The organism is Sphingomonas sp. GV3 (assembly GCF_031082075.1).
In the GTDB taxonomy this organism is placed as follows: Bacteria; Pseudomonadota; Alphaproteobacteria; order Sphingomonadales; family Sphingomonadaceae; genus Sphingomonas; species Sphingomonas beigongshangi.
Genome location: NZ_JARWLE010000001.1, coordinates 1,331,589 through 1,348,804, shown reverse-complemented (window position 1 = coordinate 1,348,804; position 17,216 = coordinate 1,331,589). Strand labels below are relative to the sequence as shown.

Annotated in this window: 16 protein-coding genes and 1 tRNA gene; 16 read left to right on the top strand and 1 reads right to left on the bottom strand. The window is 69.3% G+C overall.

Annotation, left to right across the window (positions count from 1 at the left end):
- Positions 1–91 precede the first annotated feature (91 nt).
- The gene (locus tag RF701_RS06240; RefSeq protein WP_308814436.1) at positions 92–2,914 is read left to right on the top strand and encodes a TonB-dependent receptor domain-containing protein; all 2,823 of its coding nucleotides are present in this window, start codon (positions 92–94) and stop codon (positions 2,912–2,914) included.
- Between the two features lie 27 nt (positions 2,915–2,941).
- Here the strand turns inward: RF701_RS06240 and RF701_RS06235 are convergent, their stop codons facing one another.
- Complete coding sequence (locus tag RF701_RS06235; RefSeq protein WP_210358041.1) at positions 2,942–3,598, bottom strand: 2OG-Fe(II) oxygenase; 657 nt, start codon at positions 3,596–3,598, stop codon at positions 2,942–2,944.
- 122 nt (positions 3,599–3,720) lie between these two features.
- Between RF701_RS06235 and RF701_RS06230 the strand changes: the two genes are divergently transcribed.
- The 15 genes from RF701_RS06230 to ccmC all read left to right on the top strand — a co-directional run bounded on the left by RF701_RS06230 (position 3,721) and on the right by ccmC (position 17,143).
- Positions 3,721–4,557, top strand: a complete 837-nt coding sequence (locus tag RF701_RS06230) for a type II secretion system protein N (RefSeq protein WP_308814435.1) — start codon at positions 3,721–3,723, stop codon at positions 4,555–4,557.
- A gap of 71 nt (positions 4,558–4,628) precedes the next feature.
- Positions 4,629–6,818, top strand: a complete 2,190-nt coding sequence (gene gspD, locus RF701_RS06225) for a type II secretion system secretin GspD (RefSeq protein WP_308815621.1) — start codon at positions 4,629–4,631, stop codon at positions 6,816–6,818.
- A gap of 107 nt (positions 6,819–6,925) precedes the next feature.
- Positions 6,926–8,395: an ATPase, T2SS/T4P/T4SS family gene (locus RF701_RS06220; protein WP_308815620.1), complete on the top strand. Its 1,470-nt coding sequence runs from the start codon at positions 6,926–6,928 to the stop codon at positions 8,393–8,395.
- Between the two features lie 35 nt (positions 8,396–8,430).
- Positions 8,431–9,654, top strand: a complete 1,224-nt coding sequence (gspF, locus tag RF701_RS06215; RefSeq protein ID WP_210358038.1) for a type II secretion system inner membrane protein GspF — start codon at positions 8,431–8,433, stop codon at positions 9,652–9,654.
- 8 nt (positions 9,655–9,662) lie between these two features.
- A complete protein-coding gene (gspG, locus tag RF701_RS06210) occupies positions 9,663–10,109 on the top strand; it encodes a type II secretion system major pseudopilin GspG (RefSeq protein ID WP_203309469.1) in 447 nt (148 codons plus the stop codon).
- A complete protein-coding gene (locus RF701_RS06205) occupies positions 10,084–10,659 on the top strand; it encodes a GspH/FimT family pseudopilin (RefSeq protein ID WP_308814434.1) in 576 nt (191 codons plus the stop codon). Before gspG ends, RF701_RS06205 begins: the two co-directional genes overlap by 26 nt.
- 3 nt (positions 10,660–10,662) lie before the next feature.
- Positions 10,663–11,049 carry a type II secretion system minor pseudopilin GspI gene (gspI, locus tag RF701_RS06200; RefSeq protein WP_308814433.1) on the top strand — a complete coding sequence of 129 codons (387 nt, stop codon included), beginning with the start codon at positions 10,663–10,665 and terminating at the stop codon, positions 11,047–11,049.
- On the top strand, positions 11,046–11,693 hold the full coding sequence (gene gspJ, locus RF701_RS06195) for a type II secretion system minor pseudopilin GspJ (protein WP_308814432.1): 648 nt from the start codon (positions 11,046–11,048) through the stop codon (positions 11,691–11,693). Before gspI ends, gspJ begins: the two co-directional genes overlap by 4 nt.
- Entirely contained in the window at positions 11,677–12,663 is a 987-nt protein-coding gene (gene gspK / locus RF701_RS06190; protein WP_203309466.1) for a type II secretion system minor pseudopilin GspK, read from the top strand. The genes gspJ and gspK overlap by 17 nt, the downstream gene beginning before the upstream one ends.
- Positions 12,660–13,733, top strand: a complete 1,074-nt coding sequence (gspL, locus tag RF701_RS06185) for a type II secretion system protein GspL (protein ID WP_210358034.1) — start codon at positions 12,660–12,662, stop codon at positions 13,731–13,733. Before gspK ends, gspL begins: the two co-directional genes overlap by 4 nt.
- The gene (gene gspM, locus RF701_RS06180; RefSeq protein ID WP_203309464.1) at positions 13,730–14,200 is read left to right on the top strand and encodes a type II secretion system protein GspM; all 471 of its coding nucleotides are present in this window, start codon (positions 13,730–13,732) and stop codon (positions 14,198–14,200) included. The genes gspL and gspM overlap by 4 nt, the downstream gene beginning before the upstream one ends.
- Positions 14,197–14,910, top strand: coding sequence for a type II secretion system protein N (gspN, locus tag RF701_RS06175; protein WP_203309463.1), 714 nt, complete (start codon positions 14,197–14,199; stop codon positions 14,908–14,910). The genes gspM and gspN overlap by 4 nt, the downstream gene beginning before the upstream one ends.
- Positions 14,911–15,053: 143 nt before the next feature.
- Positions 15,054–15,130 (top strand) — tRNA-His (locus RF701_RS06170).
- 102 nt (positions 15,131–15,232) lie between these two features.
- Positions 15,233–16,285: a Glu/Leu/Phe/Val dehydrogenase dimerization domain-containing protein gene (locus RF701_RS06165; protein WP_308814431.1), complete on the top strand. Its 1,053-nt coding sequence runs from the start codon at positions 15,233–15,235 to the stop codon at positions 16,283–16,285.
- Between the two features lie 117 nt (positions 16,286–16,402).
- Entirely contained in the window at positions 16,403–17,143 is a 741-nt protein-coding gene (ccmC, locus tag RF701_RS06160) for a heme ABC transporter permease CcmC (RefSeq protein ID WP_308814430.1), read from the top strand.
- Positions 17,144–17,216 lie beyond the last annotated feature (73 nt).

Below are 17,216 nucleotides of genomic sequence, written 5' to 3'. Positions count from 1 at the left end.
GCACCCCCTCGACATCGTCGGGCACCGGGGTGGCGGCAGCGCCGCCCCGGGCACCTGTTTCGAAGACCCCTCGTACCGGGAATCCACGGTCATGCAGCAGCAGCGGCTCGCCTTCGCCACGCTCCTCCTTCTCTCCTCGACGCTGACGGCGCCGGCCGTGCTGGCACAGACCGGCAGCGCCACGCCGCCGCCCACGACGCCCTCGACGACTGCGACGTCGCCGGATGCGCAGACGGATCCCGCCCCGGCCGACGGCGCGGCGACGCCCACGGATCAGGAGCAGGTCGAGGTCTCCGCCCCCGGCACGCAGGACCTGGGCGATATCGTCGTCGTCGGCCGCAACATCCCCAATACGGTGCGCGCCACGGCACAGATCGTGTCGGTGCTTTCGAGCGCGGACATCGCGCGGACGGGCGAGGGCGACATCGCGGGCGCGCTGACCCGCGTCACCGGCCTGTCGGTGGTCGGCGGCGGCTTCGTCTATGTCCGCGGCCTCGGCGACCGCTATTCCTCGTCGCTGCTCAACGGCTCGCCGCTGCCGAGCCCGGAACCGCTGCGCCGCTCCGTGCCGCTCGACATATTTCCGACGACGATCGTCGGGTCGGCGCTGGTCCAGAAGACCTATTCGGTCAATTACCCCGGTGAGTTCGGCGGCGGCGTGATCAACCTCACGACCAAGGCGATCCCCGACAAGAACTTCCTGTCGGGCGGCGCGACGATCGCGGCGGACGATGCGACCACCAGCGAGCTCGGCTACACCTATTACGGCGGCGGCGCGGACTGGATCGGTTTCGACGACGGCGCGCGCAAGGTGCCGTCGTTCATCACCAATGCGCCCGGCGGGTCGGGCCTCATCCCGGCCGCACAGGTCGTCCAGCTGACCAACGCGCCGACCACTCTGCTACAGCGCAACAACCAGCTCCCCGCCAATTGGTCGGCGGAGATCAGCGGCGGATCGGTGTTCGACCTGGGCGGCTCCCGCCTCGGCGTCATCGCCTCGCTGAGCGCGAGCAACACCTGGCGCACGCGCCTGTCGACGCAGCAGGATTCGGTCAGCGAAAACGGGCAGCTGCGCAACGACTTCCGCACGCTGATCACCGACAATCGCGCCGTCGCCAATGCACTGATCGGCCTTGGCTACGAGTTCGGCCGCAACACCGTGCGCTGGACCAATGTCTATATCCACGACACGCTGAAGCAGGCGCGCGGGTCCGCCGCGACGCTGTACAACAACCCGTCGGGCCTGCGCTTCCAGCAGAACACGGCCTGGTTCGAGCGGCAGCTGATCGAAAGCCAGCTGGTCGGCGAATTCCAGCTGAGCGACGCGCTGAAGGTGGACGCCCGCGGCGCCTATGCCAATTCGAAGCGCAACGCGCCCTATGAGCGTCAGTTCGACTACCTCTGTTCGAACCGCACCACGACCGGCCTGCCGATCACCGGTGACGGCGGCCAGCAGGCCGGCGGCTTCCAGTGCGACGGCGCCTATCAGGTGACGCAGCGCTTCACCCCCTTCGCCTCGATCATCTTCAGCAAGCTGAACGAGGATCTGTACACGGGGCAGGCGGATGCCTCGTACAAGCTCGACACCGACCGGCCGATGACGCTGTCCGCCGGCTATTTCTACCAGGGCACCAAGCGCACCTCGTCGCGGCTCCAGTTCAACTACCAGACGTCGCTGGGCGGCGGCACCGCGCCGCAATATCCCTATAACCTCCTCCGCCCCGACTATCTGCTGAGCCCGGACGTCATCAACAACGCCTGCCCGCAGACGGCGAACACCATCCCCTGCACGCTCCAGCTGCAGTTCAACACGCCGCTCGGCGCCTATGAATATGCCGCGAAGCTCGACGTGCACGCGGGCTATGTGCAGGCCGAGGCGGAGGCGCTCGACGGCCTGCGCGCCGTGATCGGCGTCCGTTACGAGACGGGCGACGAGCGCGTGACGCCGATCAAGTCGACGACGACGAGGCTGAAGAACGACTATTTCCTGCCGGCGGCGACGCTGACCTGGAATTTCGCCAAGGACCAGCAGCTGCGCGCAAGCTTCGCCAAGACGATCTCGCGCCCGCAATTCCGCGAGCTCGCCCCGCAGCAGTTCCGCGATCCCGATTCGGATCGCTTGTTCTTCGGCAATCCGAACCTGCGCGATTCGGAACTGTACAACCTCGAGGCGCGCTACGAATGGTTCTTCGGCCGGGACGAGCGCTTCACCGCAGCGGGCTTCTACAAGCGGATCGACAATCCGATCGAGCAGGTCGGCTTCTACACCGGCGCCGACGACCGGCTGCAGACCGGTTTCACCTATCTGCCGAAGGCGACGCTGTACGGCGGCGAGGTCGAGGTGCAGAAATACTTCAAGCTCGGCGACGTCTTTGGCGGCGACTTCTTCGCCACGCGGCGGGCGCTGTTCATCGCCAACTATACATATACGAAGTCGAAGATCACCGCTGACGACAGCTGCGTCCCGGACGTATCGCCGGGCGCACAGCCGGTTAACGGCTGCGCCGCCGGCTTTGGCCGGGCCTTTAAGCTGTTCCGCGACGGAGCGCCGCTGACCGGGCAGTCGGACCATCTTGTCAACGTGCAGGTCGGGCTGGAGGACACCGCCTCGCTGTCGCAGATCACATTGCTGTTCAACTATGCCAGCGATCGCGTCACCAACCGCGGTCCGTCGTTGCTGGGCGGCGATCGCTTCCAGCCCGACATCGTCGAACATCCCGGCATCCGCGTCGACATGGTGGTGCGCCAGGGATTCGAAGTCGCCGGCGGCAAATGGGAGCTGAAGGCGGAGGCGCGCAACCTGACGCGGACCCGCTATCGCGAAAGCCAGACCTTCGCCAACGGGCGCGAGGTGTTCATCAACCGCTACAATCTGGGACGCGTGTTCAGCCTGGGTCTCAGCACGACCTTCTGAGGGGGACGAGCCCCCCAATGGGGGTGGTCACGCCCAGGGTCGCTCGCGAAACCATTTGGTGATGACGTACTTGACCCCGCTGCGCACCTTCATCCCCTGATGCAGCGTGGCGGGGTTCAGCGATCCGTCGGGGCGGCGATTGCTCCACGCGACGAGCTTGCCTGTTTCCGGCTGGATGGTCTTGTCGATCGCCTTGAAGCGCGTCGCCCCACCGGCTTCGGGCTCGTTGAGATAGACCATGATCGTCCAGGTCCTGTTTCCCGCGACCGTGCAATAGCGCGCATAATCAACCCCGTCGGGGTCGAAATAGTCGGTATGCCCCTTGAACTCCTGCCCGACGGCGTAGCGCTGGCCCTGCAAAGGCTCGCCATGGGCGGGGTCGAGGCCGGTGAAGGCGGCGATCCGCGCCTCGACCGCCTGCACGAGCGGATCGGCGGCGGACAGGTCGCCGGTCTCGCTGGTGCGAAAGGCGGCATCGCCATTCGGGTCCGCGATCGTCGAGGGGCGGCGGACCGCATCGATCCGCTCGATCAGCGCAGCGCAGCTCTCCGGCGGCAGGAAGCCCCGCGCCAGGAACAGGTCGAGCTTGGCATTGGGCACCTTCTGGACACCGGGGTGGGAGAGGATGCGGTCGGCGATCGGGCGCGGGTCGACACCGTCGCCGAGGATGGGAAGACTGGCCATGCCGCCTGCGATACCGCGGGCCGGCGCTGCCGCCAATTCGTCATGGCGTCAGTATTCGGCACTATGCCATCGGCACGGAACATGGCATGCACGGGCGCAAGGGTGCGAGACCGGAAACCTCTATGCGTTTGAAATTGGACGCGCGCACGCGCCGCCTTCTGCGGCGGTTGCCGGTCGTCAACGTCTATTCCCTGGCCGAACTCGTGCTGCTCGGCGCGTTGGCGGTGCAGTCGGCGCGTCTGGTCTGGACGCTAGCGACGCCGGTGTCGCCGCTCGGCGACTGGCGTCCTGCCGATGTCGTGGTGCCCGGCCAGCCCGCAGACGTGCTGGCGAGCTTCGATCCCTTTTTCCGGCTGGACGCGGGCACCGCTGCACCGGCCGCAGTCACTGCGCTGCAACTTACGCTCTACGGCATCCGGGTCGACGAGGCGTCCGGCCGCGGATCGGCGATCGTCGCGGGACCCGATGGGATCCAGAAGAGCATCGGCGTCGGCGAGGAGGTGCTTCCCGGCGTGACGCTCAAGGCGGTCGCCTTCGACCATATCACGATCGATCGCGGAGGGCGGCCGGAGGATCTGTTCCTGACGCAGGACAATGCGCCCGCGGCCGCACCGGCGCCGGGCGGACAGCCCGCCCCGGCGATCGTGGCACCCGGCGCATCCTCCGCGCCCGCGATCCAGGCCGGGCAGCTGCGCAACGAGATCGGCTTCATCCCGCGCATCGACGGTGGCCGCATGACCGGCCTCGTCGTGCGGCCCCAGGGTTCGGGGGCGCTGTTCCGCGCCGCCGGCCTGCGCGAAGGCGACGTCGTCGTCTCGATCGGCGGCCGCCCGGTCAGCGGCCCGCAGGACGTCGATCGTGTCACCGCCGACTTCGCCAAGGGCGGCAATATTCCCATCACCGTCGAGCGCGGCACCGAGATGCTGCCCCTCGCCATCACGGTCGCACCCACGCCATGAACACTGTTTCGCCCGTCCGCTTTCTCCTTCCGTCCGTCGCTGGCCTCGCACTCGTGCTGAACGGCGTCGCCATGCCGGCCTCCGCGCTGGCGCAGACCACGCTCAACGTACGCGATGCCGACATCCGCGCGTTCATCGCCGATGCCGCGCGGGTCACCGGCCGGACGTTCATCATCGACAATCGCGTGCAGGGGAAGGTGACCGTGGTCACCGATCGCCCGTTGAGCAAATCGGAATATTTCGAGGCGGTGCTGTCGACCCTGCGTGCCAACGGGCTGGTCGCGGTGCCGACGGGCAACGGGGCGCTGCGCGTGCAGCCGATCGACAATGCGGCCGCGCAGCCGAGCCGGATCGGCGTGGCCGGGGCCGGCCGCAACAGCTTCGTCACCGAGATCGTGCGCCTTCGTTCGATCGACGCCGCCCAGGCCATCGAAACGGTGCGTCCGCTTGTCAGCGCCCAAGGATCCGTCAGCGCCAATCGCGGCGCCAACAGCCTGGTGATCGTCGATTTCGCGGACAACATCCGCCGCGTGCGCGAGGTCCTGCGCCGGGTCGATGCGGACAATGCCTCGACCCGCGTCATCGCGCTGAAGAATGCGAGCGCGAAGGAGATCGCCGCGGCCTTGCAGGGCTTGGTCGGCGGGGCAGGCGGCGGGCAGGGCGGCGGCGCCGCACCCGGTGCGGTCGGTGCGTCGGTCGTCGCGGTCGACAGCTCCAACAGCGTCATCATCCGCGGCGACGCCTCGAGCGTGGCGCGGCTCGCCTCGGTCGCCGCGGACCTCGACCAGAAGGCGAAGAACGGGACCGAGATCAAGGTCGTGTTCCTCGAGAACGCCGATGCCGCGCAGCTGCTGCCCGTGCTGCAGCAACTGGTCGGCCAGACCCCGGACCAGCCGCAGCAGACGCAGCTGAGCCGCGCCGGCTCCGGACTGACCGCGAACGGCGGCTCGGGCGGCACGAACCGCATGGGCGCGCCCGCGCTGTCGCAGCCGATCGTGTCGCAGACGCCGGCGAGCGTCGGCGGCGGCGCGGCGAACGGCCAGCCCGCGATAACGACGCAGGGCGGCCGGACGGCGGCGGTGGTCACGCGCTTCCAGGGCGCCAATGCGATCGTCATCGCTGCGCCGGCGGACATCCAGCGCCAACTGGCCGATGTCGTGCGGCAGCTCGACACGCGCCGCGAGCAGGTGGTCATCGAGGGGATCGTCGCGGAAGTCTCCGACGCCACCGTCAACCGGCTCGGCGCGCAGTTCATCCTCGCCAACCCGTCGGGCGGTGCGTTCGCGGCCTCGACCTTTTCGAACTCCGCGCCCAACATCCTGCAGATCGCCGGCGCGATCGGCGCGCGTGAGCTCGGCCGCAACACGACGACGACCGTCGCCAATGGCGTCGCGACGACGGTGACGACGAACACGGGCGCGTCGGACCAGCTGACCCAGTCGGCGATCAGCTCGATCCTCGGCTCGACCGGCGGCTTCGGCGGGTTCGGTGGCCAGATCGGCGACACGATTTTTGGCGCGATCATCAATGCGGTGAAGAGCGACACCACGTCGAACCTGCTGCAGGTGCCGCACCTGGTCACGCTCGACAATCAGGAAGCCTACAGCCTGGTCGGCCAGGAGATTCCGATCACCACCGGACAGGCGCTGTCGAACAATTTCGACAATACCTTCCGCACGACGCAGCGGGAAAACGTCGGCATCGAGCTGACCGCGCGGCCGCAGGTCAATTCCTCCGGCTCGATCAAGCTCAACCTTCGGCTGGAGGTGAGCTCGATCGCGGGACCGGTGTCGAACGACAACAGCGATCTCATCCTCAACAAACGGCAGGTCGAGACGACGCTGACCGTCGACGACGGGCAGATCGCCGTGATGGGCGGTCTGCTCAGCGACGAGGAACGTCGAACGATCGAGAAGATCCCGTTGCTCGGCGACATTCCGGTGCTCGGCAACCTCTTCAAGTCGAAGGCGAAGTCGCGCAACAAGACCAATCTGATGATCTTCATCCGCCCGACGATCCTCCGCACGCCGGAGGACAGCCGCAAGCTGGCCGAGCGGCGCTATGGCTATCTCCGCCAGCAGCAGGGCCTGCAGACGCCGGGCGAGGAACCGACGATTGACGAGCTGGTGCGCGACTATCTGGGCGCGGCGCCTCCCATCCCGTCCGCGCCGGGACCGGGCAATATCGAGGACCCGCGGATCGCGGTTCCCGTACGAACAAGCGTCTCCCAGCGGACGATCCGGCCGGAGAAGCGGCGGTGATGGAGACCTTCGCGCCCGGGGCCGATCTCGATCCGCTACCGCCGGTCGCGCGCGAGGCGTCGCCGCTGCCCGAGGACAGCGCAGCCGTCGATCCGGCCGCGGTGCCGATGGTCGCCATCCCCTACGGCTTTGCGCGCAAGCACGGCGTCGTGCTGCAGCCCACCGAGCCCGAAGCGACGCCCGTCGTCGCGCTGCGCGAGGGCGCCGATCCGCGCATGCTGATCGAGGTGCGCCGATATCTGGCGCGGGCGTTCGACGTCGCGGTCGTGCCGCCCGTGGCGTTCGACCGGCTGCTGTCCGATGCCTATGCCATGGACGAGCAGGCGACGGCGATGGCGGCGGTGGGCATGGGCGACGAGCTCGACATGCTCGCGGAAGGGCTGCCGACCGCCGAGGATCTCCTCGATACGGCGGACGACGCGCCGGCGATCCGCCTGATCAACGGCATCATCGCCGATGCCGCACGCAACGGCGTGTCGGACATCCATATCGAACCCTATGAGACCGGCCTGGTCGTCAGGATGCGGATCGACGGCGTGCTGCGCGAGACGCTGCGCATGCCGCCGCACGTCGCGCCAGTCGTGGTCAGCCGCATCAAGGTGATGGCGCGGCTCGACATCGCGGAACGCCGCGTGCCGCAGGACGGCCGGATGGGGCTGACGTTGGGCGGCAAGCTTTTGGACGTCCGTGTCTCGACGCTGCCGAGCCGGGCGGGCGAGCGGGTCGTGCTGCGCATCCTGGACAAGGAGAATGCCGGCATCGACCTCGACGCGCTCGGCATGGACGAGGCCATGTACGCGCTGCTCCGCCACGCGCTGGCAGAACCGAACGGCATCATCCTCGTCACCGGGCCGACGGGATCGGGCAAGACGACGACGCTCTACGGCGCGCTGCGCCTTCTGAACGACGGCAGCCGCAACATCCTGACGGTCGAGGATCCGGTCGAATATGCCGTCGAGGGCGTCGGTCAGACGCAGGTGAACGCCAAGGTGGGCCTGACCTTCGCCGCCGGTCTGCGCGCCATCCTGCGCCAGGATCCGGACGTGGTGATGGTGGGCGAAATTCGCGATCGCGAGACAGCGGAGATCGCGGTGCAGGCGTCGCTGACCGGACATCTCGTGCTGTCGACGGTGCATACCAACGACGCGGTCGGCGCGATCACGCGCATGCGCGACATGAAGGTCGAACCGTTCCTGCTCGCCTCGACGCTGCGCGCGGTGATCGCGCAGCGGCTGGTCCGGCGGTTGTGCGACGTGTGCCGGCGGCCGGTGCGGGCCGGGGACGGCGTCGCGCCGCTGCTCGGCATCAAGCCGGGCAAGATGGTGTACGAGGCGGTCGGCTGCGAGCGTTGCAACCATACCGGCTACCGCGGCCGTATCGGGGTGTTCGAGGGCGTGCGCGTCGACGAAACGATCCGGCGGCTGATCAACGAAGGCGGCGACGAGGCGGCGATCGCGCGCCACGCCTTCGAACACAGCACCAGCCTGGCGCAATCGGCCAAGGCGTTGGTCAAGGCGGGACTGACGACTCCCGAGGAAGCCGTGCGCGTGACGCGGCGCGAGGCGGACGATGCCTAGCGCGATTGTGACGCCGCCTCGCCCGGCCAGGGCCGATGGCTGATTTCGACTATGTCGCGATCGACACGCGCGGCAGCGAGCAGCGCGGGCATGTTGCGGCGGCCGATATCGACGCGGCCCGGGCCAGTCTCGACCGGCGGCGGCTGTACGTCGTCCGGATCGAGCCGGGCGCGCCGCCCGCGACGACGCGCCGTCCGCTGTTCGGCCTTCAGCTCGGCCGGCCCAAGATGAGTGGCAAGCAGCTGACGCTGTTCACGCGCCAGCTCGCGACGCTCAACCGCGTGTCCCCGCTGGAGGAATCGCTGCGCACCATCACGCGGCAGACGGAGCAGGACAGCGTCCGCGGCATCGTCGCCGCCGTTCACGCCGGCGTCGTCGAAGGGCGCCGACTGGCCGATTCGATGGCGCGGGAACCGAAGAGCTTTCCGCCCCTGTATCGCGCGATGGTGGCGGCGGGCGAGAGCTCGGGCAGCTTGCCCACGATCCTCGACCGGCTCGCCGCGCTGCTGGAACGGCAGGCGGAAATCCGGGGCAAGCTGATCACCGCGCTCGCCTATCCGACGATCCTCGCGGTGGTGGCGCTGGGCGTGGTCACGGCCTTGATGATGTTCGTCGTGCCGCAGGTGGTCGAGCAGTTCGACACGGTGGGCCAGCAGCTCCCGCTGCTGACGCGGATCGTCATCGCGGTATCCGCCCTTCTCGTCGGCTGGTGGTGGCTGATGGCGCTGGTCGCACTCGCGATCGGCGTCGGGAGCTGGTTCGCGCTCAGGGATCCGGCGTTGCGCCTCGCCGTCGATACGCGCCTGCTGCGACTGCCGCTCGTCGGGCGCCTGTTGCGCGACCTTCATGCGGCGAGGATGGCGCGCACTTTGGGGACGATGGTCGCGAGCCGATTGCCGCTGCTCGAAGGGCTGGCGCTGACCGCCTCCACCATCCACAATCGGCGGCTGCGCCTGGCGTCGGACGAGATCGTCGACGCGATCCGCGGCGGCGGCAGCCTGTCGGCGGCCATGCGGCGGGCGGGCGTGTTCCCGCCGCTGCTCACCTATCTGGCGGCGTCGGGCGAGGCGGCCGGGCGGCTGGACGAGATGCTGGAACGCGCGGCGGATTATCTGGAGCGCGAGTTCGACCGCTTCACCGCCACCGCGCTGTCGTTGCTCGAACCGGCGATCATCGTGGTGATGGGCGGTATCGTCGCCACCATCGTGCTATCCATCCTGCTGCCGATCCTCCAGCTCAACACGCTCGCGGGTCAATGAGGAAGTCTATGAACATCGAAGACAAGAAGCGCCGCCGTCGCCGGGACGAAGAGGGGTTCACGCTCGTCGAGCTGATGGTCGTCATCGTGATCATCGGTCTGCTCGCGACGATCGTGGCGCTCAACGTATTGCCGTCGGGCGACAAGGCGCGGGTCGAGAAGGCGAAGGCCGACATCGCGCAGATCGAGGGCGGGCTCGAGCTGTACCGCCTGCAGATGTCCACCTTCCCGACGACCAGCCAGGGGCTGCAGGCGCTCGTTACCGCGCCGGCGGGCGCGGACGCCTCTCGCTATCAGCGCGGCGGCTATCTGAAGAAACTGCCGAACGACCCTTGGGGCCGGCCGTATCTCTATGCGTCGCCGGGCAAGCACGGCGAAGCCGACGTCTGGACCTATGGTGCGGACGGCAAGGAAGGCGGCGAGGGGATCGATGCCGACATCGGCTCCTGGCAGTAACGCGACCGATTCGCGAGGGGCGGTCCAGGCGAAGCGGCCGGCCGGTCATGGCTTCACGCCCGTTCGGCGTTTCGCCGAACACGGCTTCACGCCCGTTCGGCGTTTCGCCGAACACGGCTTCACGCTTGTCGAACTGATGGTCGTCGTCGTCGTGATCGCGCTGGCCGCGGCGGTCGCGGTCTATGCGATGCCGGACCCGCGCGGACGCGTCGCCGACGAGGCGGCGCGGTTCGGACTGCGTGCACGCGCGGCGCACGACGCCGCGATCGTCGGGGGGCGCAGCGTCAGCCTGTGGATCACGCCCGGCGGCTATGGCTTCGATCAGCGCGTCGCGGGCGCCTGGACGCCGATGGCGGACACGCCGATGCGCGTGACGCGCTGGAGCGACGGTACGGCCGCGCGGATCGACGGCGCGACCGGCGGGCGGCTGCGTGTGGTCTTCGATCCGACCGGCCTGGCCGATCGGGCGGCACAGGTCGTGCTGACCCGCGGTCCGGCACGCGCCGTCATCGACGTGGCGGCCGACGGCAGCGTGCGGGTCGCGAGCTGAACTATGGCCGCGCGCGCACCCTCGCCACGGCAAGCGGGCTTCACGCTGATCGAGATCATGGTCGCGCTTGCAGTGTTCAGCCTCGCCGTTTTGGCGCTGGTGCGGCTGGAAAGCGCGACGATCCGCGGCGCGACGATCCTCGACGACACGATGGTGGCGAATCTGGTCGCGCGCAATGTCGCGATCGAGGCGGCGACGGAGGCACGCACGCCGACGATCGGGCGCAGCGCGGGGGTGGAGACGAACGCCGGACGCGCGTGGAACTGGGCGCGCGAGGTGCGGCCGACGGGCAATGCACAGATCGTGCGAATCGATGTCGCGGTCGCGGATAGTCGCGGGACGACGATCGGCCGGGCGACGGTAATTCGGCCCCCGGACGCACAGCCGTGAGCCCGCGCACGCCCCGCAGGACGGAGGCCGGCTTCACCCTGGTCGAGGTGATGATCGCGCTGCTGATCTTCGGCATGATCGCGGCTGCGGGCGTCGCGATCCTGTCGTTCAGCGTCCGTGCGCAGGGTGCGACCTCGACGCGGCTCGACGACATCGGTGCGCTCAACCGCACCATCGCGCTGGTGTCCGGCGATCTGGGGCAGGCGATCGACCGGCCCGCGCGCGACGAGGCCGGACAGATGCTGCCGGCCTTCACCGGCGGACCCGACGGCCAGATGCTGTTCGTCAGGACCGGCTGGGCCAATATCGACGCGGCGCCGCGCGCGAGCGCGCAAAAGGTCGCCTATCGCGTCGCGGACGGCACCCTGGTGCGGATCGCCTATCCGATGATCGACGGCGCCGCGGCACTCACGCCCGTGCCGCTGCTCTCCGGCGTGGCCGGCGTCGGTGCGCGCTATCGGCTGCGCGGCGCGTGGAGCGATCGCTGGGACGGGACGCAGGGCGCCGCCTTGCCCCAGGCGGCGGAACTCGTCGTCCGGCGCACGAACGGCAGCGTGCTGCGAATCGTCACGCTGGTCGGCACGGGTTATCTGCCGCCGCCCGCGGTGCCTTTCGGACAGATGCCCAATGCGCCGCCCGCCTGATCGAGAGCGGGGGGCGGCCCTGCTCACCGTCCTGATGCTGGTCGCGGTGATTGCCGTGATGGCCGGCGCCGCGCTGGAGCAGCTGCGTCTGTCGACGCGCCTGGCCGGCAATGCCGCGGATGGCGAGCAGGCGCGGGCCTTCGCCCGTGCCGCGGAGGTGCTGGCGACGACGCGGGTCACCGACCTGCTGCGGCAGGCGGGCAATTCGGTGACGCTGGCCGGCGGGTGGAGCGGACGACCGATCCCGCTGCCGCTGCCCGGCGGGGGTGCCGCGGTCGCGCGCGTGACCGACGGGGGCAATTGCTTCAACCTCAACAGCCTGGTGCGGCCCGGTCCGTTGCAGGGGACCTATACCGAATATTTCGAGCAGCGCGTCCAGTTCGTGCGGCTGATGCGCCTGGTCGGCGTACCGACACAGGCAGGAGAGGCCATCGCCGCGGCGGCGACCGACTGGATCGACAGCGACCAGAATGCCTTGCCGGGAGGGGCGGAGGACCAGACCTACCTGGCCAAGGACATACCCTATCGCACCGCCGGCACGCTGATGGCCGATCCCAGCGAGCTGCGCGCGGTGAACGGAGTCACGCCCGACATCTACGCGAAGCTGCGACCGTGGCTGTGCACCCTGCCCAAGGCGCAGGCCACGACGCTGAACATCAACACGCTTACCCCGGAACAGGCGCCGCTGGTCGCGATGTTGTTCGGCGATTCGCTTTCGGTGGACGCCGCGCGATCGATGATCCTGCGTCGGCCGCCGCAGGGCTTCGCGAGCACGGACGCGTTTTTGAATCTCGCCTCCGCCAATGGCGTCGTGCCCGCCAACAGGGGGCAGTTCGGGCTGAAGAGCCAATGGTTCTCGCTCGGCATCGACGTTACGCGCGGCCAGGCGGATCTGAAGGAAACTGCCTTGATCGATGCGACGACGCTTCCCGTGCGGCTCGTCTCGCGGCAATGGGGCGATGACCTATGACGACCTTGCTCTTCCTTCCGACGATCGATCTCGGCTGGCGCTGGCTGCGCGTGGCCGACACCGGCGCGATCCATGGTGGCGAGGGGCTGCCGGCGCTGGAGGATGCGATCGTCGCGATCGCACCGGCGGAATCGGTGACGCTGCACTGGGCGGACCTTCCGGCGCGCTCCACGGCGCAGGCGGTGGCGGCCGCCAGGCTGCTGGTGGCGGAGGCGAGCGCCGCACCGATCGCCGAGCTGCACATCGCGGTCGGACCCGAGGGGGAGGGCGACCGCGCCATCGCCGTCGTCGATCGCGGTACGATGGCGGGCTGGCTGGCGGACCTCGCCGCGCACGGGATCGATCCGCAGATGGTGATCCCGGCGCCATTGCTCCTGCCCCGTCCCGTGGAAGGCTATGTCCACGGCACCATCGCCGGCACCGGCATGATGCGGGGCCGCGCCACCGCTTTCGCCGACGATCCCCTGCTGACGCCGCTCGTCGTCGGCGACGCGCCGGTCGAGAGCCTGACCGGCGAGGCGCTCGACGATGCGCTGCGCGCGGCCGTCGCGGCACCGCCGCTCGATCTTCGGCAGGGGGCGTTCGCGCGCCGGCGGCGGATCGGCATCGATTGGGCGCATGTGCGTCGCCTCGGCACGATGGCCGCGGCGATCCTGCTCGTCACGCTGGGCATCGATCTCGTCCGGATCGCCAAATACAGCTTCGGCGCGGATGCGCTGGAAGCACGCGCGGAGGCACTGGGACGCACCGGTCTTGCCCGTGGGGAGACCGTCACCGATGTCGACCGGCAACTGGTCGAGCGGCTCAGCAACGTGCGCGGACCGGGCCTGGGCTTCACCACCACGGCTGCCGCGGTCTATGCGGCGATCCGCGCGACACCGGGGACGGAACTGACCGGTCTCGATTTCCAGCCGAACGGCGACCTGCGCCTGTCGGTCGCCGCGGCGCGGGAGTCGCTGCCGACCGACCTCAAGCGCGCGCTCGAAAGGGCCGGCTTCACGGTCGAGGCAGGCGTGTTCCAGGCGGCCAACGGCCGCGTGACGGGAGAGATGACGGTGACCCGGCGATGACCGCCTTCCGCGCCTGGTTCGACGGGCGATCGCTGCGCGAAAAGCGCCTGATCCTCGTGATGCTCGGCCTTGCCGTGCTGACCATCCTCTGGGCAGGCATCGTGCGACCGGTGCGCGACGGCCTGTCGAGCGCGCGCGAGCGGCACGCCGACGCGGTTGTCCGCCTTGGCACGACGGAAAGCGCAATCGACGCCATTCGTGCCGCCGGTCGCCGCGTACCGCTGACGGGCAGCCTTGCCGACGCCTTGCGCGCGCAGGCGGAGAGCGCCGGCTTTGTCCTCGCCACGCTGGACGAGCGCACCGGCGGGCGCGTCCATACCTCCATCCAGGCCGCACGACCGGCCGCGCTGTCGCGCTGGATCGCGGATCTTGAGGGCAGCGGCGTCCTGGTGGACAGCGCGACCTGGCACGACAATGGTGATGGCAGCGTCTCTGCCGACCTGGTCGTCAGGGCGCGCGCGTCATGAGGCGCCTGCGCTTGCGTACCGGGCCCACCGCCCTGTTCGGCGCGATGCTGGTCGCCGCGCTGCTGCTGTTCCTGCCGATGCGGCTGGCATTGGGCTGGATCGGGCTCGGCGAAGAGGGGTTCAGCGCGCGCAGCGTCGAGGGATCCGTCTGGGACGGGCGACTGGTGGAGGCGCGGTTCGGCGACCTGTCGCTCGGCACGCTCCACGCGGGCGTCTCGCCTTTGGCGTTGCTCATCGGACGGGCCAGGATCGGACTGGAAGACGATCTTGGCGGCCTTCGCGGCGCGATCACGATCAGCCGCCATCGCCGCGCGCTCGATCATGTCACCGCGACGCTGCCGACGGGACGGGTCTTCGCGCCGCTGCCGGTCACCTCGCTGATCCTGGAGGATGTGACGATCCGCTTCGCCGACGCATCCTGCGAAGCGGCCGACGGACGGGTGCGGGCGACGCTGGTCGGGGACGCCGGTGGCGTGCCGCTGCCCACCCAGCTGTCCGGCAATGCGCGCTGCGACGGCACGGCGTTGCTGTTGCCGCTCGCAAGCCAGGCGGGCACGGAGGGGGTCGAGCTGCGGGTGACGGCCGACGGCCATTACAGCGCGCAGATGCGGATCGCCGCCACCGATCCCGTCGCGGCCGAGCGCTTGGCGGCGGCAGGCTTCACGCCTTCGGGCAGCGGGTATCGCCTGACGATCCAGGGCAGCTTCTGAACGTACCGGCCGGGGTGATGCAACGCCCGGAGAAGCGGCGATTTCGCAGCGACCGGCCGTGCTGCTTCGCGCGGCGCCGAGCAAAAACGTCTGCGGCAACTTGACGAAGCCCCGCCTCCCTCGTAGGGGCACGGGCCTTCGCGGCGACCGTAGTTCAATTGGTTAGAGCGCCGGCTTGTGATGCCGGAAGTTGCGGGTTCAAGTCCCGTCGGTCGCCCCATTTCTCCTGTCCTTTTTTGCTAAGTGCCGATCAGGGCTGGCCAAAAGTGCGGGGAAAGAATATTACCGCTTCCCGCAACAACATTATGCAGCGGAGCAGGTCATGACCTCGGTGTGGGATCTTCCCGATTTCGACAGCCACGAGGGCGTGCACGCCTTCACCGATCCCGAATCGGGCCTGCGCGCGATCATCGCGATCCATTCGACGCATTTGGGGCCGGCGGCCGGCGGCGCGCGCTTCTGGCATTATGCGGCAGGCGACCAGGCGGTGACCGACGCGCTGCGCCTGTCGCGCGGCATGAGCTTCAAGAACGCCATGGCCAATCTGGCGCTCGGCGGCGGCAAGGGCGTGATCCTCGCCGACAAGCTCGGCGCCGTGATCAGCGAAGCGCAGCTGAAGGCCTTCGGTCGCGCCGTCGAGTCGCTCGGCGGCCGCTACGTCACGGCAGAAGACGTCGGCATGTCCGAAGCGCGGATGAAGGTCATCGCCGGAGAGACCAAATACGTCTCCGGCCTGCCGGTCGAAAGCGGCGCGGCGGGCGGCGATCCCGGTCCCTATACGGCGCACGGCGTCTATCTGGGCGTGAAGGCGGCGGCGCAGCGCGGGCTGGGCGCGACGGACATGAAGGGCGTGCACGTCGCGATCCAGGGCGTCGGATCGGTGGGCGGCGGTCTTGCCAGGCTGCTGGCCCGGGATGGCGCGACGCTGACGCTCGCCGACGTCGATGCGGCCCGTGCGCAGGCGCTTGCGCAGGAGCTGGGCGGCCAGGCGGTCGCCGCGGGAACCATCCTGGGCGTGGAAGCCGATATCTTCAGCCCGAACGCGCTGGGTGCCATCCTGACCGAGGCGACGATCCCGACGCTGACCGCGAAGGTGGTCGCGGGTGGCGCGAACAACCAGCTCGCGACCCGCGAGGACTATGATCGCCTGCACGAGCGCGGCATCCTGTACGCGCCGGATTACGTCATCAACGCCGGCGGCATCATCAATGTCGGTCTCGAATATCTCGGACAGGGCGACGAGGCCGAGGTGATGGCCCGCATCGAGAAGATCCCCGCGCGCCTCAACGAAGTGTGGGACGAAAGCGATCGGACCGGCCGCCCGGCTGCGGAAGTCGCGGACACGATCGCGCGCCGCCTGATCGGGCGGGGCTGATCGAGAGGGGCTGATCGAGAGGGGCTGGGTGCCACCGCCCCTCCCACGCGGGGAAGAGCGGTGGCCGACCGTCGCGTCGGACCTGCGTGGCGGCTTGGCGGCGGGCGCATTCCTGCTATGACCCGCACGATCGTGCCGAGCCTCCACGCCCTCGCCAACCCCGCGCGTTTCCTGCGCATCGCCCGGCCCCTGACGCCGGTGCTGACGCTGGCGGGGCTGGCGCTGCTTGCCTTCGGCAGCTGGGCGGGACTGACGCGAACGCCCGCCGACTATCTGCAGGGCGAAACGGTCCGTATCCTCTATGTCCATGTGGCTGCAGCCTGGCTCGGCATGGGCGGCTGGAGCGGGCTGGCGGTGGCGAGCGCGGCATTCCTGATCTGGCGCCACCCGCTCGCCCAGGTCGCGGCACGCGCGATCGCGGTTCCGGGGGCGACGTTCGCGGCCATCTGTCTCGTCACCGGCGCCATCTGGGGACGGCCGACCTGGGGAACCTGGTGGCAATGGGACGGGCGGCTGACGTCGATGCTGCTGCTGTTCTTCGTCTATTGCGGCTACATGGCACTTGCCCGCGCGGACGCCGATCGCGGCGGCGACGGGCGCATACCCGCGCTTTACGGTATCGCCGGCACCGTGCTGTTGCCGGTCATCCGCTATTCGGTCGTCTGGTGGAACACGCTGCATCAGGGACCGTCGATCGGCCTGACGCGCTCCAGCATCGATGCCAGCATCCTGTGGCCGCTGGGCTTCACCGGCCTCGGCGCGACCTTGCTGTTCGCCGGCATCGTGTTGATGCGCATGCGCATGATCCTCGCCCGTACCAAGGCGGAGGCGCGGATGCGCCGGATGGCCCGCGCATGAATCCCTGGCCTTTCGTCACCGCCGCCTATGTCGTCGCGCTGGGCGGTGCCGCGGTGCTGACCCTGGCGAGCTG